The sequence below is a fragment of the Rhizobium sp. WSM1328 genome (assembly GCF_057653715.1).
The window spans coordinates 31,331-50,097 of record NZ_CM172788.1 but is presented as its reverse complement, the minus strand read 5'-3'; the positions used below and the strand labels follow the sequence as shown (position 1 = coordinate 50,097).

At 61.9% G+C, this 18,767-nt stretch carries 16 protein-coding genes; 11 read left to right on the top strand and 5 right to left on the bottom strand.

Features of this window, described 5'->3' with window-relative positions; genetic code table 11:
• Positions 1-249 precede the first annotated feature (249 nt).
• On the bottom strand, positions 250-1,239 hold the full coding sequence (locus AC2444_RS00245) for a helix-turn-helix transcriptional regulator (RefSeq protein ID WP_012755792.1): 990 nt from the start codon (positions 1,237-1,239) through the stop codon (positions 250-252).
• Positions 1,240-1,471: 232 nt separating this feature from the next.
• Entirely contained in the window at positions 1,472-3,757 is a 2,286-nt protein-coding gene (locus AC2444_RS00240; RefSeq protein ID WP_012755791.1) for an NADP-dependent malic enzyme, read from the bottom strand.
• A gap of 113 nt (positions 3,758-3,870) precedes the next feature.
• Between AC2444_RS00240 and mutS the strand changes: the two genes are divergently transcribed.
• The 4 genes from mutS to murJ all read left to right on the top strand — a co-directional run bounded on the left by mutS (position 3,871) and on the right by murJ (position 11,565).
• Positions 3,871-6,597 (top strand): DNA mismatch repair protein MutS, encoded by a 2,727-nt coding sequence (mutS, locus tag AC2444_RS00235; RefSeq protein ID WP_012755790.1) that lies wholly within the window; start codon positions 3,871-3,873, stop codon positions 6,595-6,597.
• Between the two features lie 12 nt (positions 6,598-6,609).
• Positions 6,610-6,885, top strand: a complete 276-nt coding sequence (locus tag AC2444_RS00230; protein ID WP_003544896.1) for a hypothetical protein — start codon at positions 6,610-6,612, stop codon at positions 6,883-6,885.
• Between the two features lie 154 nt (positions 6,886-7,039).
• Positions 7,040-9,946, top strand: a complete 2,907-nt coding sequence (locus AC2444_RS00225) for a [protein-PII] uridylyltransferase (RefSeq protein ID WP_012755789.1) — start codon at positions 7,040-7,042, stop codon at positions 9,944-9,946.
• A gap of 38 nt (positions 9,947-9,984) precedes the next feature.
• Entirely contained in the window at positions 9,985-11,565 is a 1,581-nt protein-coding gene (murJ, locus tag AC2444_RS00220) for a murein biosynthesis integral membrane protein MurJ (protein ID WP_003544894.1), read from the top strand.
• Between the two features lie 27 nt (positions 11,566-11,592).
• On the opposite strand, the gene AC2444_RS00215 is transcribed toward murJ, so the two are convergent.
• Entirely contained in the window at positions 11,593-11,997 is a 405-nt protein-coding gene (locus tag AC2444_RS00215; protein ID WP_012755788.1) for a nuclear transport factor 2 family protein, read from the bottom strand.
• A gap of 48 nt (positions 11,998-12,045) precedes the next feature.
• Positions 12,046-13,068: an NAD-dependent epimerase/dehydratase family protein gene (locus tag AC2444_RS00210; protein WP_244432237.1), complete on the bottom strand. Its 1,023-nt coding sequence runs from the start codon at positions 13,066-13,068 to the stop codon at positions 12,046-12,048.
• Positions 13,069-13,152: 84 nt separating this feature from the next.
• Between AC2444_RS00210 and AC2444_RS00205 the strand changes: the two genes are divergently transcribed.
• Positions 13,153-13,746 carry a TetR/AcrR family transcriptional regulator gene (locus AC2444_RS00205; RefSeq protein ID WP_003544891.1) on the top strand — a complete coding sequence of 198 codons (594 nt, stop codon included), beginning with the start codon at positions 13,153-13,155 and terminating at the stop codon, positions 13,744-13,746.
• Between the two features lie 82 nt (positions 13,747-13,828).
• Here the strand turns inward: AC2444_RS00205 and AC2444_RS00200 are convergent, their stop codons facing one another.
• Entirely contained in the window at positions 13,829-14,257 is a 429-nt protein-coding gene (locus AC2444_RS00200; protein ID WP_012755785.1) for a YcbK family protein, read from the bottom strand.
• A gap of 188 nt (positions 14,258-14,445) precedes the next feature.
• Between AC2444_RS00200 and AC2444_RS00195 the strand changes: the two genes are divergently transcribed.
• The 6 genes from AC2444_RS00195 to AC2444_RS00170 all read left to right on the top strand — a co-directional run bounded on the left by AC2444_RS00195 (position 14,446) and on the right by AC2444_RS00170 (position 18,685).
• Positions 14,446-14,844, top strand: coding sequence for a VOC family protein (locus AC2444_RS00195; protein ID WP_012755784.1), 399 nt, complete (start codon positions 14,446-14,448; stop codon positions 14,842-14,844).
• A gap of 130 nt (positions 14,845-14,974) precedes the next feature.
• Positions 14,975-16,039 carry a tryptophan--tRNA ligase gene (gene trpS, locus AC2444_RS00190; RefSeq protein WP_003544886.1) on the top strand — a complete coding sequence of 355 codons (1,065 nt, stop codon included), beginning with the start codon at positions 14,975-14,977 and terminating at the stop codon, positions 16,037-16,039.
• A gap of 129 nt (positions 16,040-16,168) precedes the next feature.
• Positions 16,169-16,660: a universal stress protein gene (locus AC2444_RS00185; protein ID WP_003544884.1), complete on the top strand. Its 492-nt coding sequence runs from the start codon at positions 16,169-16,171 to the stop codon at positions 16,658-16,660.
• A gap of 210 nt (positions 16,661-16,870) precedes the next feature.
• On the top strand, positions 16,871-17,437 hold the full coding sequence (locus AC2444_RS00180) for a NifU family protein (RefSeq protein ID WP_012755783.1): 567 nt from the start codon (positions 16,871-16,873) through the stop codon (positions 17,435-17,437).
• An 88-nt stretch (positions 17,438-17,525) separates the two neighbouring features.
• The gene (gene tsaB / locus AC2444_RS00175) at positions 17,526-18,188 is read left to right on the top strand and encodes a tRNA (adenosine(37)-N6)-threonylcarbamoyltransferase complex dimerization subunit type 1 TsaB (RefSeq protein WP_012755782.1); all 663 of its coding nucleotides are present in this window, start codon (positions 17,526-17,528) and stop codon (positions 18,186-18,188) included.
• On the top strand, positions 18,185-18,685 hold the full coding sequence (locus tag AC2444_RS00170; protein WP_017995865.1) for a GNAT family N-acetyltransferase: 501 nt from the start codon (positions 18,185-18,187) through the stop codon (positions 18,683-18,685). The genes tsaB and AC2444_RS00170 overlap by 4 nt, the downstream gene beginning before the upstream one ends.
• Positions 18,686-18,767 lie beyond the last annotated feature (82 nt).

The window sequence follows — 18,767 nt, the reverse complement described above, 5'->3', positions numbered from 1 at the left end:
TGCAGCATTCTGCCGGAGCAGGTTTTCGTCAGGGCAGAGGCGATTGGCGAAGGGCATACGTCTTGGTACGTCCGAGCCGATCGCCTCTGATCCTGGCGGAAAGATGCCCGGCCCTTCGGGTTGGCTGAAACGGGCCGGCTGATCGACCGGCCGGCTTGGCCGTAGAGCTTGGCTACGACGCGCGCCGGCCGGTCGACCATCCGACTCCGTTTGAGCCAACAGAATGCTTCAATCTAACCCGGAAAGGCTCTAGTGATCGGATCGCCTTCTGGTGTCCGACGGGTTCTCTCCATACGCCGCCCGATAGGTTGCCGCAAAGCGGCCAAAGTGAAAGAATCCCCACTTCAAGCAGATGTCCCGCAACGGCTGCCGGTTTGAAGGATCGCGCAGATCCTCCCGGACCGCTTGCAAGCGGATCGTCCTGAGGTAGGCAGCCGGTGTGGTTCCCTTGAAGGCACGAAAACCGCTTTCAAGAGCGCGAATGGAAATGCCTGCCGCCTCCGCGACACTCTGCATCGTCAACGGCTCTGCGATGTTTGCATGCATGAATTCAATTGCCCGACGGACATGCCGGGGTGCGATCAGATGGATTTTCCTGTCGAGAAGATGCGAGAGCCGATGAGGAACCGAGCGCACCAGCAGATCGGCAAACGCCTGGGTCAGGTTCAACATGGCGATTGGCGAGGCAAGGAGCGGCCCGTTGTTGCGCATGCCGATGATGATCGTTTGGGCGAGACTGCCGATCAACCGGCCCGCCGCCGTGGAAAGATCAATGACCGGTGCCAAGTCCATTGCCCCGATCAGGGGGGTCTCCAATACGGAGGCAACGGTCTGAGCGATGATTGTCCAGCTCAGACTCAGTGTGTCTGACCGGTGCGGCGCTGCCCGCACGGAAATCCGTTCCGGCTCAAGATTGTTCGCCAACAGCAGCCGCCCAGGTGTCCCTTCGATCACAGACCGACCAAGCGTTACATCGAGAGCACCAGTGCGTGGAACGATGATTGCCAGAGTTTCCGGCGTTCCATGGGCCGTTCTTGCACCCCAGCCGCCGGAATCCTGGTTGCTGACCAGCGACAAGCTTTCATCACCCCAAAACCCGACCTTCCAGTCGAGCGGTTTGTCTCGACCATCGCGCCATGCGTCGAACGAACCAAACCCCTTGGTCAGAGCCCCGACCATATCGTCGAAAGTTGCCCCCTGAAATCGGGGGGTGAAATTGGCGGATGCATTTTCTGGCATGGGGAACCAACCGGCTGATATTAAACAACTGAGCTGCGAAACCGCATCGATTGCCCGCAGTTTTTTCAATGTCCCTGCGGGCAAATTTATGCCGCCCTATAGGCCTATTGTATCAAAAGTATGACTTATCGGAAGAGCAGCCTTCATCGCGACGGCGCACGAAAACTTATGCCCGGCCGACGGGCAGTCGGCCGGGCACGGAATGCCGTCTCATAATGTGGGCCGGAGGAGTTTACGAACCCGCCCCGTAGGCGGCGATCGCCGCCATGTTGACGATGTCGCTGTCCTTGGCGCCCATCGAGGTGATTTGCACCGGCTTGTCGAGGCCGACGAGGATCGGGCCGATCACCGTGGAGCCGCCGAGCTCCTGCAGCATCTTGGTCGAGATCGAGGCCGAGTGGAAGGCCGGCATGACGAGGACGTTGGCCGGGCCGGAGAGGCGGCAAAAGGGATATTGCTCCATCACCTTGCGGTTCAGGGCGACATCGGCCGCCATCTCGCCGTCATATTCGAAATCGACGCGGCGCTTGTCGAGGATCTTCACCGCCTCGCGCACCCGCTCGGAGCGTTCGCCCGAGGGATGGCCGAAGGTGGAATAAGCCAGCAAGGCGACACGCGGCGGATAACCCATGCGCCGCGCCAGACCCGCGGCCTCTTCGGCGATATCGGCAAGCTCTTCGGCCGTCGGCATGTCGTGCACCGCCGTATCGGCAACGAAGACCGTGCGGCCGCGGCAGAGCGCCAGCGACACGCCGATGACGCGGTGGCCCGGCTTCTCGTCGATGCAGCGGCGCACATCTTCGAGCGCCGTCGAATAGTTTCGGGTAATGCCCGTCACCATGCCGTCGGCATCGCCGAGCGCCACCATGGTGGCGGCGAAGTGGTTGCGGTCGTTATGGATCAGCCGCTGGGCGTCGCGGTGGAGATAACCGTGCCGCTGCAGCCGGGCATAGAGATAGTCGATATAGGCCTCGACCCGGGTCGAAAGCCGGGCATTGACGATTTCGAGGCCCGGCCGGTTGAGATCGATGCCGGCGCGTTCGGCCGTAGCCCGGATCAGGTCCTCGCGGCCGAGCAGGATGGCGGTGCCGAGCTGCTGGTTGGCGTAGGACATCGCCGCACGCAGGACCTGTTCTTCCTCGGCCTCGGCAAAGACGATGCGCTTCGGACGGCGGCGGACGCGCTCATAGAGGCTGGCGAGCGTCGAGGCGATCGGATCGCGGCGCGCCGAAAGCTCGCGGGCATAACCGGCCATGTCGGTGATGACCTTGCGGGCGACGCCGCTTTCGATCGCGGCTTGCGCCACCGCGACCGGGATCGCCGAGATCAGGCGCGGATCGAAGGGAACGGGGATGATGTATTGCGAGCCGAAACGCGGCCGGTTGCCCTGATAGGCGGCAACCACGTCATCGGGCACGTCCTCGCGGGCAAGGTTTGCCAGCGCATTGACGGCGGCGATCTTCATCGCATCGTTGATGGTCGAGGCACGGACGTCGAGAGCGCCGCGGAAGATATAGGGAAAGCCGAGGACGTTGTTGACCTGGTTCGGATAGTCCGAACGGCCCGTCGCCATGATGGCGTCGTCGCGGATGCGAGCCACCTCTTCCGGCGTGATCTCGGGATCGGGATTGGCCATGGCGAAGATGATCGGCCGCTCCGCCATCGAGCGGATCATCTTGGCCGAAAACGCGCCCTGCTGCGACAAGCCGAAAACGACGTCCGCGCCTTTCATCGCCTCTTCCAGCGTGCGCGTGTCGGTCTTTGCCGCATGCGCCGATTTCCATTGGTTCATGCCCTCGGTGCGGCCCTGGTAGATGACACCCTTGGTATCGCAGAGGATGACGTTCTCGGGCGCAAAACCCATCGCCTTGATGAGTTCGACGCAGGCGATCGCCGCAGCACCCGCGCCGTTGCAGACGAGCTTCGTCGTCTTCAGGTCGCGGCCGGTCAGCTCCAGCGCGTTGATCAGGCCGGCGGCGGCGATGATCGCCGTTCCATGCTGGTCGTCATGGAACACCGGAATGTCCATCAGCTCGCGCAGCCGGCTTTCGATGACGAAACAATCCGGTGCCTTGATATCCTCGAGGTTGATGCCGCCGAAGGAAGGACCGAGGAAGCGCACGCAGTTGATGAACTCGTCGACATTTTCGGTATCGATCTCGAGGTCGATGGAATCGACATCGGCGAAGCGCTTGAACAGCACCGCCTTGCCCTCCATGACGGGCTTGGACGCCAGCGCGCCGAGATTGCCGAGGCCGAGGATTGCCGTGCCGTTGGAAATGACGGCGACCATATTGCCGCGCGCCGTGTAATCATAGGCGGTCTGCGGATCGGCGGCGATCGCCTTCACGGGCACGGCAACGCCCGGCGAATAGGCAAGCGAGAGGTCACGCTGCGTCGCCATCGGCTTGGTCGGGTTGATCTCCAGCTTGCCGGGCCGGCCCATTGCGTGAAAATCGAGCGCCTCCTGGTCGGTAACCGAGGTCACCGGCCGGTCCTTCTTATCGATATCGGGCATAAATCCTCCAACGTCCTGTGGGCGACGCTTTGCTCTTCCTCAAATGCTGTTGTCATCTATAGCGGCGCGCGGATAGGGTTGGCACCTGTTTTTTTGGGAAAAACTCCACCTCCGTGAACGCTCGAATAGACACAGGGAATGAAGCCTTTTCGGCTGCCGAGCTCGCCACGGCGGAAAGCCGTGCCTCGGCGACGCCGATGATGGAGCAATTTATCGAGATCAAGGCGAACAATCCGGGTTCGCTGCTGTTCTATCGCATGGGCGATTTCTACGAGCTGTTCTTCGAGGATGCGCTGGAAGCTTCACGCGCGCTCGGTATCACGCTGACGAAGCGCGGCCAGCACATGGGCCAGGATATCCCGATGTGCGGGGTTCCGGTGCATGCGGCCGACGATTATCTGCAGAAGCTGATTTCGCTCGGCTTCCGCGTCGCCGTCTGCGAGCAGATCGAAGATCCGGCCGAAGCAAAAAAACGCGGCGCGAAATCCGTCGTCAAGCGTGACGTCGTCCGCCTCGTCACTCCAGGCACGATCACCGAGGAAAAGCTGCTTTCGCCCTCGGAATCCAACTATCTGATGGCGCTGACCCGCATTCGCGCCAGCGGCGAGGCCTTGCTGGCGCTTGCCTGGATCGATATTTCCACCGGCGTCTTCCGGCTTGCCGAGACCGAAGCCTCGCGCCTGCTTGCCGATATCCTGCGCATCGATCCGCGTGAGCTCATCCTTCCCGACACGATCTTCCACGATCCCGAACTCAAACCGGTCTTCGACGTGCTCGGCCGGACAGCCGTGCCGCAGCCTTCCGTGCTCTTCGACAGCGCCAGCGCCGAAGGCCGGATCGCGCGGTATTTCGGCGTCGCGACGCTCGACGGCTTCGGCACCTTCTCACGCGCCGAGCTGGCAGCGGCCGCGGCCGCCGTCGCCTATGTCGAGAAGACGCAGATTGCCGAGCGGCCGCCGCTTGGAAAACCGGAACGGGAAAGTGCAGCCTCGACGCTGTTCATCGATCCCGCCACCCGCGCCAATCTGGAGCTTGCCCGCACGCTTTCCGGCGATCGCAACGGTTCGCTGTTGAAGGCAATCGACCGCACCGTCACCGGCGGCGGCGCCAGGCTTCTTGCCGAACGGCTGATGTCGCCGCTGACCGACCCGGCCCGCATCAATGCGCGGCTCGATTCGATCGGTTTCCTGATCGACGAACCCCTGCTTTGCGGCAATCTGCGCGACACGCTGAAACATGTTCCCGACATGCCGCGCGCTCTGTCGCGCCTGGCGCTCGACCGCGGCGGCCCGCGCGATCTCTGGGCGATCCGCCAGGGCCTCGAAGCGGCGGGCGGAATTGCGGCGATGCTCGGCAAGGCGATGCTGCCCGAAGAACTCGGCCAGGCGCTATCCGGGCTGCAGGCCCTTCCCGCGGCAGTGGAAAAGCTGCTTGCCGAAACGCTCGCCGACGAATTGCCGCTGTTGAAACGCGATGGCGGCTTCCTTCGCGACGGCGCCAGCGCCGAGCTCGACGAGGTCCGGGCACTGCGCGACCAGTCCCGTCGCGTCATCGCCGGCCTGCAATTGCAATATGCCGAGGAGACCGGCATCCGGTCGCTGAAGATCAAGCACAACAACGTCCTCGGTTATTTCATCGAAGTCACCGCCGGCAATGCCTCGCCGATGACGGAGACGGCGGAGGCGAAGGCCCGCTTCATCCACCGCCAGACGATGGCGAACGCCATGCGCTTCACCACGACCGAACTTGCCGATCTCGAAAGCCGCATCGCCAATGCCGCCGACCAGGCGCTGACGATCGAACTCGAAGCCTTCGACAGGATGACGGCGGCCGTCGTTGCGGAAGCCGAGGCGATCAAGTCGGGCGCCCGGGCGCTTGCCGTCATCGACGTCGCCGCAGGCTTGGCGCTTCTCGCCGAGGAGCAGGCCTATTGCCGCCCGCAGGTCGACGGCTCGAAGATGTTTGCCATCGAGGGCGGGCGCCATCCGGTCGTCGAGCAGGCGCTGCGGCGGCAAGCGGGCGGCCCCTTCGTCGCCAATCATTGCGATCTGTCGCCGAGGACCGGCGACCGGGACGGGGCGATCTGGCTGCTGACCGGCCCGAACATGGGCGGCAAGTCGACCTTCCTGCGCCAGAACGCGCTGATATCAATCCTGGCGCAGATGGGCTCCTTCGTGCCGGCGACATCGGCCCATATCGGCATCGTCGACCGGCTTTTCTCGCGCGTCGGCGCCTCCGACGATCTGGCGCGTGGGCGCTCGACCTTCATGGTCGAGATGGTCGAAACGGCGGCGATCCTCAACCAGGCGAGCGACCGTTCCCTCGTCATCCTCGACGAGATCGGCCGCGGCACCGCCACGTTCGACGGTCTTTCGATCGCCTGGGCCGCCGTCGAGCACCTGCATGAGGCCAATCGCTGCCGCGGCCTCTTCGCCACGCATTTCCACGAACTGACCGTGCTTTCGGAAAAGCTTGGCCGGCTGTCGAACGCGACGATGCGCGTCAAAGAATGGGACGGCGACGTCATCTTCCTGCACGAGGTCGGGCCGGGTGCGGCGGACCGCTCCTACGGCATCCAGGTCGCGCGCCTTGCCGGGCTTCCGGCCTCGGTCGTGGCGCGCGCCCGCGACGTGCTCACCCGGCTGGAAGATGCCGATCGCAAGAACCCGGCGAGCCAGTTGATCGACGACCTGCCGCTCTTCCAGGTGGCGGTGCGCCGCGAGGAAACCGCCCGCGGGACCTCCAAGGTCGAGGAGGCACTGAAGGCGATGAGCCTTGACGACATGACACCGCGCGAGGCAATGGATGCGCTTTACGACCTCAAGAAGAAGTTGAAATAGGAGTAGCGCGCCATGTTCATGGAAAAACTGGTTCGCGAAACCGAGCGCCTCTCGCTCATCTGCTCCATGCTCGATACGATGCGGCGCGCCGATAAGGACCGCAACGCCCGCGGCTGGACGTCGCCGATCGGCATGCTGAAAATCACCCGCTGCTGCGCTGTGATCTCGGAGCTCGGCACCTCGATTGCCAAGGCCGGCTATCGCGAATGCGACAGGCAGGCGCTCGAGGAGATCATGCGCGAGACACGGCAGGTGCTGCATTTGCTGAATGCGCGGGCCGCCGGCTGACGATTCCGGGAAAGCCTGAGGATTCCGGGAAAGCCCGCGCCCTTGCGTCAAAGCGCCGTCGCCTCTTGCGGCGAACCAACACCATTTCGCCAAATTTAAACGTTCTTGCAGTATGAAGGCCCGTGTCAATCGCCGGGCAAAGGGGCTATAGCGCATGCAGACGAAACAAGCGGCAGGCCGTGAACCGGCAGTCCGGCATGAACAGGAAACCGCCCCGGCGATAGCGATGCGCGACCTCGATTTCTCCAATATCCTCGACGTCGAGCTCTTGCAGAAGCAGTGTGACGCCGTTGCCGAGGCCAACCGCAACCGGCCCGACGTCCTGCGCGCCGATCTTCTGGCGGTGCTGAAGAAGGCGAGCACCGAAGGCCGGCAGAAGGCGCGCGAGGCACTGATGGCCGACGGCGGCGGGCTCAATTGCGCCTACCGGATTTCCTGGCTGCAGGACCAGATCACCACCGTCCTCTACAATTTCGCCACCGCCCATATCTTTCCGCAGCAGAAGGACAAGTTCGCGGTCACCGCCGTCGGCGGCTACGGCCGCGACACGCTGGCGCCGGGCTCCGATATCGACCTGCTGTTTCTCTTTCTGCCGAGGCCGGCGGAAGAGACGCACAAAGCGGTCGAATTCATGCTCTACGTGCTCTGGGACATGGGCTTCAAGGTCGGTCACGCCACCCGCACGGTGGAGGAATGCATTGCGCTTTCCAAGTCCGACATGACGATCCGCACCGCCATCCTGGAGATGCGCTACATCTGCGGCCTGCAGCGGCTGGAAACCGAGCTCGAGTCCCGCTTCGACAAGGAGATCGTCACCGGCACCGGGCCGGAATTCATCGCCGCCAAGCTTGCCGAGCGCGACGAGCGCCACCGCAAGGCGGGCGACACGCGTTATCTCGTCGAGCCGAACGTCAAGGAAGGCAAAGGCGGGCTCCGCGACCTGCACACGCTGTTCTGGATCTCGAAATATTATTATCACGTGCGCGACCAGGCGGAACTGATCAAGCTCGGCGTGCTGTCCAAGCACGAGTACCGCCTGCTTGAGAAAGCCGACGACTTTCTCTGGGCGGTGCGCTGCCATATGCATTTCCTGACCGGCAAGGCCGAGGAACGTCTGTCGTTCGATATCCAACGCGAGATCGCCGAAGCCTTCGGCTATCACACCCGCCCGGGCCTTTCGGCCGTCGAGCGCTTCATGAAACACTATTTCCTCGTCGCCAAGGATGTCGGCGATCTCACGCGCATCCTTTGCGCCGCGCTTGAAGACCAGCAGGCGAAGTCGATCCCGGGCCTCACCGGCGTCATCAGCCGCTTCACCCATCGCAACCGCAAGATCGCCGGCAGCGTCGAATTCGTCGAAGACCGCGGCCGCATTGCGCTCGCCGACCCCGAGGTCTTCAAGCGCGATCCGGTCAACATCATCCGGCTCTTCCACGTCGCCGACATCAATGGGCTGGAATTCCATCCGGACGCGCTGAAACGCGTTACCCGCTCACTCGCCCTGATCGACACCAGCCTGCGGGAAAACGACGAGGCCAACCGGCTGTTCATGTCGATCCTGACGTCGAAGCGTGATCCGGCGCTCATCCTGCGCCGGATGAACGAGGCCGGCGTGCTCGGCCGCTTCATCCCCGAATTCGGCAAGATCGTCGCGATGATGCAGTTCAACATGTATCATCACTATACGGTCGACGAACATCTGATCCGCACCGTCGACATTCTCTCCGAGATCGACAAGGGGCGCGCCGAGGATCTGCATCCGCTCGCCAACAAGCTGATGCCCGGCATCGAGGACCGCGAGGCGCTCTATGTCGCCGTTCTCCTCCACGACATCGCCAAGGGCCGCCAGGAGGATCATTCGATTGCCGGCGCCCGCGTCGCCCGCAAGCTCTGCGCCCGCTTCGGCCTGTCGCAGAAGCAGACGGAAATCGTCGTCTGGCTGATCGAAGAACATCTGACCATGTCGATGGTGGCGCAGACCCGCGACCTCACCGACCGCAAGACCATCACCGATTTCGCCGACCGCGTGCAGTCGCTCGACCGGCTGAAGATGCTGTTGATCCTGACGATCTGCGATATCCGCGCCGTCGGTCCCGGTGTGTGGAACGGCTGGAAAGGCCAGCTTCTGCGCACGCTCTATTATGAAACCGAGCTGCTGCTCGCCGGCGGCTTTTCGGAGGTCTCCCGCAAGGAACGCGCCAATGCTGCTGCCGAGGCGCTGCATTCGGCACTCGCCGACTGGAGCCAGAAGGATCGCAATACCTATACCAAGCTGCACTACCAGCCCTATTTGCTCTCCGTGCCGCTGGAAGACCAGATCCGTCACGCCCATTTCATCCGCCAGTCTGATAAAGCGGGTCAGGCGCTCGCCACCACGGTGCGCACCGACAGTTTCCACGCGATCACCGAGATCACCGTACTGTCGCCCGACCATCCGCGACTGCTCGCCGTCATTGCCGGCGCTTGTGCTGCGGCCGGGGCCAACATCGTCGATGCGCAGATCTTCACGACATCGGACGGGCGGGCGCTCGACACGATCCATGTCAGCCGCGAATTTACCGACGATGCCGACGAACTGCGCCGGGCCGCGACGATCGGCCGGATGATCGAAGACGTGCTGTCCGGGCGCAAGCGGCTGCCCGAGGTCATCGCCACGCGCGCGCGCAATCGCAAGAAGAGCAAGGCTTTCGTCATCCCGCCGTCGGTCAACATCACCAACAGCCTGTCGAACAAGTTCACGGTCATCGAGGTCGAATGCCTCGACCGGCCGGGACTGCTGTCGGAGATCACCGCCGTGCTGTCCGACCTGTCGCTCGACATCCAGTCGGCCCGCATCACCACCTTCGGCGAGAAAGTGATCGACACCTTCTACGTCACCGATCTGGTCGGCCAGAAAATATCCGGCGACAGCAAGCGCGCCAACATCACCGCCCGGATGAAGGCCGTCATGGCCGAGGAAGAAGACGAGCTGCGCGAGCGCATGCCCTCCGGCATCATCGCACCCGCCGCCACCGCCCGGACCCCGCCCGCCGCCGAAAAGAAGGCCGGTTCCCCCATATGAGCCTGAACGCATGAGCCCCCACGCATGAGCCCCAACGCATGAGCCTCGTCAAGAAATTCGCGACCGTCGGCGGCGCCACCCTCGGCAGCCGCATTTTCGGCTTCGCCCGTGAAACGTTGATGGCTGCGGCCCTCGGCACCGGACCGATGGCCGACGTCTTCTACGCCGCCTTCCGCTTTCCGAATCTCTTCCGCCGGCTGTTTGCCGAGGGCGCCTTTAACGCCGCCTTCGTGCCGCTCTTTGCCAAGGAGATCGAGGCGAACGGCACGGATGGCGCCAAGCGCTTTTCGGAAGAGGTCTTCGGCGTGCTATTTTCGGTGCTGCTCCTCATCACCATCGTGATGGAGCTTGCCATGCCGCTCTTGGTGCGCTTCGTCATCGCGCCGGGCTTTGCCGACGATCCCGAAAAATTCTCGATCACGATCCGCATGGCGGCGGTGATGTTTCCCTATCTGATGTGCATGTCGCTAACGGCAATGATGAGCGGCATGCTGAATTCGCTGCATCATTTCTTCGCCGCCGCCATCGCGCCCGTCTTCCTCAACGTGGTGATGATCGGGGCGCTGTTTTATGCGCTCTATACCGGCGCCGATCCGCTGGCGACCGCCTGGTATCTCTCCTGGGGCGTTCTTGCCGCCGGCGTGCTGCAGCTTGCCGTCGTCTATGTCGGCGTACTTGCGGCCGGTATGAGCATCGGCTTCCGCTTCCCGAAGATGACGCCCAATGTCAAGCGGCTGCTGATCCTGGCGGTGCCGGCTGCGGTGACCGGCGGCATCACCCAGATCAATCAGCTGATCGGCCAGGCGATTGCGTCGTCCCGCGACGGCGCGATCGCAGCACTGCAATATGCCGACCGTATCTATCAGCTGCCCCTCGGGGTCGTCGGCGTCGCCGTCGGCGTGGTGCTTCTGCCGGAACTGGCCCGGGCGCTGAAGGGCGGCAACCTGCGCGAGGCCGGGAACCTGCAGAACCGCTCGATCGAATTCGTGCTGTTCCTGACGATCCCTGCCGCCTTCGCGCTCTGGATCCTCTCCGACGAGATCATCCGCGTGCTCTACGAGCGCGGCGCCTTCCATCAGGAAAACACCGCGGTCGTCGGCTCGATCCTGGCGATTTACGGCATCGGCCTGCCGGCCTTCGTGCTGATCAAGGCGCTGCAGCCCGGTTTCTATGCCCGCGAGGACACCAAGACGCCGATGCGTTTTTCGGCCATCGCGGTTGCGACCAACTGCGCCACGGCGCTCACCCTCTTTCCCTATATGGGCGCGCCCGGCATCGCGGTTGCCGAAGCCACCGCCGGCTGGATCAGCACCGTGCTGCTGTTCGCCACACTTTTGCGCCGCGGCCACCTGACATGGGAATGGGCGCTGGCAAAGCGCACGGCCCTGCTGATCGTCGCCGCGGCCGTGATGGGCGCGGCCATCGTCTTCCTCAAGCAATATTGGGCGCCATCGCTTGCTTCCGGCGCGCCGCTTCTCACCAAGATCGGCACCCTTGGGCTGCTGATTGCGATCGCCATGCTGATCTATTTCGCCGCCGCCTTCCTGGTTGGCGGGGCAAATCTCGGCATGATCCGACGCAATCTGAACCGCAAGCCGGCGCCGGCAAAGGACGGTTGAGGCCAGTCGTAACTACCGTGACTCTGGCTAGTTGATGGCTGTGGCTTGGGACCAGACCACCATCCATCGTCCGTCATGCCGCTCATAAGTGTCAGTGTGCCAGTAGTCGTTGAGGGCGACTTTGTGGCCGCCGAAGACAACCTCCAGCTGAGCACGATACCGAAGAACAGCGACTCCGTCATAAAGCCGCACGGCAATGTCAGCGGGCTCCCAGATCAAGTAGTTGATCTGCCCGGAGGCGATCGCACCTAGATATTCTTCCTTGGAAAGCGTGGCACCGATCGGCGTTATCAACTGGAAGTCCGGAGCGTGAAGCTGTTGTGCCCGAACAATATCGGCGTTGATCAGGGCACGCAGCCTCGCGTGCTCCGTCTCGCGAAGAAGGTTGGCCTCATTGGCCGGCGAGAATGCGTCGACGGTCGGGATTGTCATGTCCGTTCTCCAATTGAAAGCAAAAGCTATTTGAATCTACGCATCGTGCTAGGCCGGCACCAATCCCAAGTCGATGAGGCTTTGGGCGCTGGCGCGGATGCATTGCTCTTCTGGACGTGAGCGCCACCCGAGGACGCGGTGGGCTTTTGCCGCACTGACACTGAGGTCGCGATTGAGCTCATGAACAATGGTTCGTGCATCGGGGTCGGATTGCGCCATGACCCTGACGATCTCGTCAGAGACTTCGCCGGACGGCAGGCGGGAGGCATGGTCGGGAAAGGAATGGGCAAGAATGGCCACAAGGTCCTTGAGCCAGAAAAACCGTCCACCGATGATGAACCGTTGGCCGCCGGCAGCAGGATCGGTCATCGCTCGAATGTGGGCATCGGCGGTATCACGCACATCCACGACGGAGAAGCCAAAGCGCGGGATACCGTTGAATCGTCCCGTCATCAAATGGTGGATCAATCCAACAGACGTCCCGAAATTCGGCCCGAGCAACGGCCCGAGGATGACGCTTGGATTGATCACGGCCAGATCGAGCGTCTTAGATTTGTAATAGGGCGTCGCCCGCGGGCTTTCCGGGTCGGTCCAATTCTCTTCGGTAAAGGGCGCCCGCCCGTCGCCATGGTTGGTGGCAGCTATGGAGGATGTCAGAACAACACGTTTGACCCGTGCCCGATGCGCCTCGCGAAGCACGCGCAACGCACCATCGCGGGCTGTCTGGATCAGTGCATTCTCATTTTCGGGATATCCCGGAGGGAACGGCGATGCGGTGTGAATGACATAGTCGCATCCTTCGACAGCCGCAGCCCAACCGCTATCGCTGTCAAGATCGGCCTGCACCAAACCGAGATTTTGCAGTTGCCCGTCGGTGTGCGCTCCAAGCTGACCGACCGTCGCAGCGCTTGTACCGATGCTGCGCAGGCTTCCTCTGACCCGATACCCCTGCTTGAGCAACTGCAAGGCAATGTGGCCTGCGAGAAATCCGCCAATGCCGGTCACCAGTACGGTGGCGCCATTAGAATTATCTGACGTGATACTCATGGTTATCTCCTGACCGCGCGCCAATGCGCCTTCATCGATTTAGACAGATATACATTATTTGTCTACTCGTCTTTTGACAGAATGGTCACGAAATGCCAGTCTGTCCAAATGACGCAGAATGATCGAAAAATCGCTCAAATCCTGGATGCTGCCCTGCCTGTGTTCGTGCGCTTCGGCTTTCGCAAGACTTCCATGGCCGACATTGCGCGCGCCGCAGGAATTTCGCGAGCATCGCTCTATCTGAGCTTCAACAGCAAGGAAGAGCTTTTCCGAGCCGGCTCCATGCGAGCGCATACTCTCGCATTGGATGAGGTGGGAGCGGCCCTGGCAGGACAGGGGAACGCGCTTGACCGCATGGAAATGGCCATAGCAGTGTTTCAGCGGGAGTTAATCGCCCCTTTTGGCGGCAGTTCCGATGCAGAAGAACTGTTTGCCGCCAATATGGCCTTGGCTGCGGATATCACGCTCGACGCGCGGACACGGCTATCGACTATGCTGACACAGACGCTGAATGCAGCTGCGGAAACCAAGGAAATCGATCTCGGACCACTGCAGGCCTCGCCTCTTCAACTGGCCAATATCATGATGGCTGCAATGGATGGGATCAAACACGCGCAATGGAATGGTTCCAGCCTCGATGACGATACAAAACTATTCATGCGCCTCTTGCGGGTGGCGGTGACGCCGCGGAGCGGCCAATAGAGGCGGTCGCGGCACGTCCTTTCGCCGCCACTGAATCGGCAATCCTTAAACCAGAATGGGAAAAGGTGGAGCGCATGATTCCTCAGCAATCCACCCATCGTCGCTGCGGTCCGACGTCGACATGAATGATGCCGTTGCAATAGCTGCCGATGCCGCCGATGCCCGGCGCGCTTCTTGCAGCAGCAATGATCGTGCGCTCCGACAGGCCGGGCATCCTGAAATCGGCCGCCAGACATTTTCCGTGCAGGGAGCCATGGCGGCGGGGATGCGGCCTGTGGCCCGAGGTTATCACCGGGCGTCGGCCGGTCTTTGCAGCAATATGCGACAGGACCGCTCGCAGGCGCCCTGGAAAGCAGCCGGCACGAACGCTGACGGTCTGGACCGTGTAGGCGAGACGTGCCTGATGTTTTGCAAGATGAACGGCATGCCTTTTCATATCTTGACCGACGGCACCCGTTGCTGATTGAAAGGCGAAAAGGCCTGCTATGGCGAGCAAAATTGCGTTCTGCATGGTCTCTCCGATCGGCGACCGCGGCAGCCCCATCGGCGCCGGCACCAGGCGCAGGATTTTCGGTTCAAAAAAAGCTTTTTTGTGAAATTTTATACTCAATTATGAGTAAGACAGTTGATCAATTCGGCTTAAAATCCGGGGAATTGCCGCTCACAACTGGAATAAACATCTCAAACGCGAGGCAACCCATGACGATCCAGTCTCTTTTCCTCGTCACTCTCGTGGTCGACGATTACGACCGCGCCAAGGCTTTTTATTGCGATGGCCTCGGTTTCGATTGCCTTCAGGACGAGCTGCAGCCGAAGGGCAAGCGCTGGGTGGTGGTGAAGCCGAGGGGTGGGGATGGAGCCGCCTTTCTGCTGGCGCAGGCGGCAGACGAGACGCAGCGCGCGGCCATCGGCAATCAGACCGGCGGACGTGTCGGCTTCTTTCTGAAGACCGACGATTTCGCCCGCGACCATGCCGCGATGCGGGCAGTCGGCGTTCGCTTTCTGGAAGAGCCGCGTCACGAGGTTTACGGCACGGTGGCGGTTTTTGCGGATCCCTACGGCAACACTTTCGATTTGATCCAGCACACGGCTGCCTGAACCCCTTGATTGCGACCGGTTGCCCGTGCATAAGCCGCGGCGTTAGCAACATGGGCGCAAAGCCCTGCTGCATTCTGCAGCAATTTAAACTGTGACAGCGTGGGCCCTCCACCAGCCTATTGAGGACGACATGAGCGAATTCAAGAAACTCGTATTCTCCGGCGTGCAGCCGACCGGCAATCTGCATCTCGGCAATTATCTCGGCGCGATCCGCCGGTTCGTGGCGCTGCAGGAAGGCAATGACTGCATCTACTGCGTCGTCGACATGCATGCGCTCACCGCCCAGCTCGTGCATGAGGACATGCCGAGCCAGACGCGCTCGATCGCCGCCGCCTTCATCGCTGCCGGCATCGATCCGGAAAAGCATATCGTCTTCAATCAGTCGGCCGTGCCGCAGCATGCCGAACTCGCCTGGATCTTCAACTGCGTCGCCCGCATCGGCTGGATGAACCGGATGACGCAGTTCAAGGACAAGGCCGGCAAGGACCGCGAGCAGGCCTCGCTCGGGCTCTACGCCTATCCGAGCCTGATGGCCGCCGACATTCTCGTCTATCGCGCCACCCATGTGCCTGTTGGTGAGGACCAGAAGCAGCATCTGGAGCTTGCCCGCGACATCGCGATGAAGTTCAACCTCGACTATGCCGAGCATATCAGCAGGACCGGTTACGGCGTCGACATCACCGTCGGCAACGAGCCGGTGCATGCCTATTTCCCGATGGTCGAGCCGTTGATCGGCGGGCCGGCGCCGCGCGTCATGTCGCTGCGCGACGGCACCAAGAAAATGTCGAAGTCGGACCCTTCCGATCTCTCGCGCATCAACCTGATGGACGACGAGGACGCTATCTCGAAGAAGATCCGCAAGGCCAAGACCGATCCTGACGGCTTGCCGAGCGAGATCGACGGGCTGCAGGGCCGTCCGGAAGCCGACAATCTGGTGGCGATCTATGCCGCACTCGCCGACAAGTCGAAGGCGGACGTGCTTGCCGAATTCGGCGGCCAGCAATTCTCCGTCTTCAAGCCGGCGCTGGTCGACCTGGCGATCAACGTGCTCGCACCGATCACCGGCGAAATGCGCCGGCTGATGGATGATACCAGCCATATCGACGCGATCCTGCGCAAGGGCGGCGAGCGCGCAAGGGCGCGCGCAGAGGTGACGATGCGCCAAGTGCGCGACGTCATCGGCTTCCTGTATTGAGATAGATCTCCTCTTCTCTCCACCGTGGGAGAAGGGGACCTTCCCCTGGGGAGAAGGGGATTTCTTCTCGGGCATCAGGGCAAAAACTGGACTTGCAAATTTTCCGCTTCGGGTGTCAGAGTCCGCGCCATGGTATCGAAGCGACTCTCACGGCTCGAAGGTCACCGCCGCAAATTCATGGCAGTGATCGACGGCACACCCGAATGCCAACGCGCCGTTCATTATGCCGGCCGGCGCGCGAAGAATTCCAATGGCGGGCTAGTGCTGCTCTACGTGATCCCCGATGGGGATTTCCAGCAATGGCTCGGCGTCGAAGAGATCATGCGGGCCGAAGCGCGCGAGGAAGCCGAGGCGGTGGTTGCCAAGATCGCCCAGATCGTGCGCGAGACCATCGGCATCGAGCCTGAAGTCGTCATCCGCGAGGGCGGTGCTGCCGAACAGATCAATGCCGTGATCGAGGAAGACCGCGATGTAGCGATCCTGGTTCTGGCCGCCGGTTCGGCGAAGGAAGGTCCAGGGCCGCTGGTCTCCTCGGTTGCCGGCCGCGCCGCGGCGTTTCCGATCCCGGTTACCGTGCTGCCGGATACGCTGACCAACGAGGAAATCGACGCCCTCTGTTAGCGAAACGTGCGAGCGGTTTTCGGATGAGATCACGCTCTAACTCTTTAGATTAGAACAGGATTCTGATTTTAGACTGACCGCGCCTAAAAATCATCCTGTTCCAGCATTTCTTGAGTACAAGTCTCTTGATTAGAGGCGTCAATCGGCTTATCTTCTTTTGAAGAATTCTAAAGACGGCCGAGACCATGGGCCGGCCGCATGGAGAATCAGATGTTCATTCAGACCGAAGCCACGCCGAATCCCGCCACGCAGAAGTTCCTGCCGGGCAAGGTGGTGATGGAAAACGGCACGGCCGAGTTCCGCAGCACTGAGGAGGCTCAGGCCTCGCCGCTCGCTGCCCGCCTGTTCGAAATATCAGGCGTCACCGGCGTCTATTTCGGCTATGATTTCATTTCCGTCTCCAAGGATAATGCCGACTGGCAACATCTTAAGCCGGCTATATTAGGCTCGATCATGGAGCACTTCATGTCCGGCAAGCCGGTCATGGGCGATGCCTCCATCCTTTCCGAAGACGCCGATGCCGGCGACGAATTCTTTGACGAAGGCGATGAATCGATCGTGCTGACCATCAAGGAGCTACTGGAAACCCGCGTGCGCCCAGCCGTTGCCCAGGACGGCGGCGACATCACCTTCCGCGGCTTCAAGGACGGCAAGGTCTATCTGAACATGAAGGGTTCCTGCGCCGGCTGCCCGTCTTCGACGGCAACGCTGAAGCACGGCGTGCAGAACCTGCTGCGGCATTTCGTTCCGGAAGTGCAGGAAGTGATTGCCGCTTAAAAATCCTAAATTCGTCCGGCCGTTCATCTCGGGTTCGGCCGAACGGATTTATCGATAGGCGACACTGGTTTATTCGGAAATTGATGGCATGATCATTCTGGCGCTCGACACGGCGGGTGTGGACTGCGCTGCCGCCGTCTTTGACAGCGGTAGGAATACGGTGCTGGGGGAGGCATCGGACATGATCGGCAAGGGGCATGCTGAACATCTGATTGGTATCGTCGATCGCGCACTCGATCAGGCGGGACTGGCCCTTTCGGATGTCGACCGCCTTGCCGTCACCATCGGTCCCGGCTCCTTTACCGGGATCCGTGTCGGCGTTGCCGCAGCCCGCGGTTTTGCGCTCTCTCTGAATGTGCCGGCCGTTGGCATCACCACGCTTGAAGTCATGGCATCAGCCCAGCGCGACAAGACGCCTCATCGCGCCGTGCTGGCGGCGATGGATGCCAAGCGGGACGAAATCTACCTCCAGTCCTTCGCAGCCGACGGTTCGCCCCTCGACGCGCCACGGGCAGTCAGCGTTGCGCAAGCGCAGGCTTTTGCCGCCGGCTTCGACGGCGAGATTACCGGTTCGGCGACGCCCCTCCTCAAGGCCGACGCCGGCGGCGATCATACCAACAGATTCCCGATCTCCATCGTGGCGCGCCTGGGCGCTGCCGCCTCCCCCGATTCCGGAAAGCCGAAGCCCCTTTATCTGCGCGGACCCGATGCCAAGCCGCAGGCCGGGTACGCAATTGCGCGACGAGTATGACGATGCTGGAAGCCTATCTGACGCTGAAACCGGAATTCGAGATCATCGCCATGGAGCGCGAGGATTGCCGCGATGTTGCCATCCTGCACGGCGAGCGCTTCGCCCGCCCCTGGGGCGACGGTGAATTTCACGGCCTGCTGATGCAGGATACCGTGTTCGGCTTCGTCGCGCGCCAGACCAATGCCATCCTGAAAAAGCCGCTTCCGGGGTTCATCCTTGCCCGCCATGTCGCCGGCGAAGCGGAGATCCTGACGATTGCCGTGCAGGCGAAGGTCGCCCGTGCCGGGCTTGGCTGGCGGCTGATGCAGGCGGCGATGCGGGAAGCGCGGTCGCGCGGCGGCGAGAGCATGTTTCTCGAGGTCGATAACGGCAATACGGCAGCGCTTGGCCTCTACCGCAAGCTCGGCTTCGAAAAGGTCGGCGAACGTCAGGGTTATTACAAACAAGAAAACGGCGCCCTCTCCACGGCGCTTGTCATGAAGCGCGTTCTTCGGTAGTTCCCTGGCAGCGAGATAACATGCAGGCTGGCGCAAATGCCGTGCGGCGTTGTCGAAACACGAATATCTCTATAGGCCGGCG

Coding starts and splice junctions, on each gene's coding strand:
- murJ (WP_003544894.1), top strand. CDS start 9,985: ATGAGCCTCGTCAAGAAATTCGCGACCGTCGGCGGCGCCACCCTCGGC.
- trpS (WP_003544886.1), top strand. CDS start 14,975: ATGAGCGAATTCAAGAAACTCGTATTCTCCGGCGTGCAGCCGACCGGC.
- AC2444_RS00245 (WP_012755792.1), bottom strand. CDS start 1,239: ATGCCAGAAAATGCATCCGCCAATTTCACCCCCCGATTTCAGGGGGCA.
- tsaB (WP_012755782.1), top strand. CDS start 17,526: ATGATCATTCTGGCGCTCGACACGGCGGGTGTGGACTGCGCTGCCGCC.
- AC2444_RS00170 (WP_017995865.1), top strand. CDS start 18,185: ATGACGATGCTGGAAGCCTATCTGACGCTGAAACCGGAATTCGAGATC.
- AC2444_RS00195 (WP_012755784.1), top strand. CDS start 14,446: ATGACGATCCAGTCTCTTTTCCTCGTCACTCTCGTGGTCGACGATTAC.
- AC2444_RS00200 (WP_012755785.1), bottom strand. CDS start 14,257: ATGCAGAACGCAATTTTGCTCGCCATAGCAGGCCTTTTCGCCTTTCAA.
- AC2444_RS00215 (WP_012755788.1), bottom strand. CDS start 11,997: ATGACAATCCCGACCGTCGACGCATTCTCGCCGGCCAATGAGGCCAAC.
- AC2444_RS00240 (WP_012755791.1), bottom strand. CDS start 3,757: ATGCCCGATATCGATAAGAAGGACCGGCCGGTGACCTCGGTTACCGAC.
- AC2444_RS00205 (WP_003544891.1), top strand. CDS start 13,153: ATGACGCAGAATGATCGAAAAATCGCTCAAATCCTGGATGCTGCCCTG.
- AC2444_RS00225 (WP_012755789.1), top strand. CDS start 7,040: ATGCAGACGAAACAAGCGGCAGGCCGTGAACCGGCAGTCCGGCATGAA.
- AC2444_RS00180 (WP_012755783.1), top strand. CDS start 16,871: ATGTTCATTCAGACCGAAGCCACGCCGAATCCCGCCACGCAGAAGTTC.
- AC2444_RS00230 (WP_003544896.1), top strand. CDS start 6,610: ATGTTCATGGAAAAACTGGTTCGCGAAACCGAGCGCCTCTCGCTCATC.
- AC2444_RS00185 (WP_003544884.1), top strand. CDS start 16,169: ATGGTATCGAAGCGACTCTCACGGCTCGAAGGTCACCGCCGCAAATTC.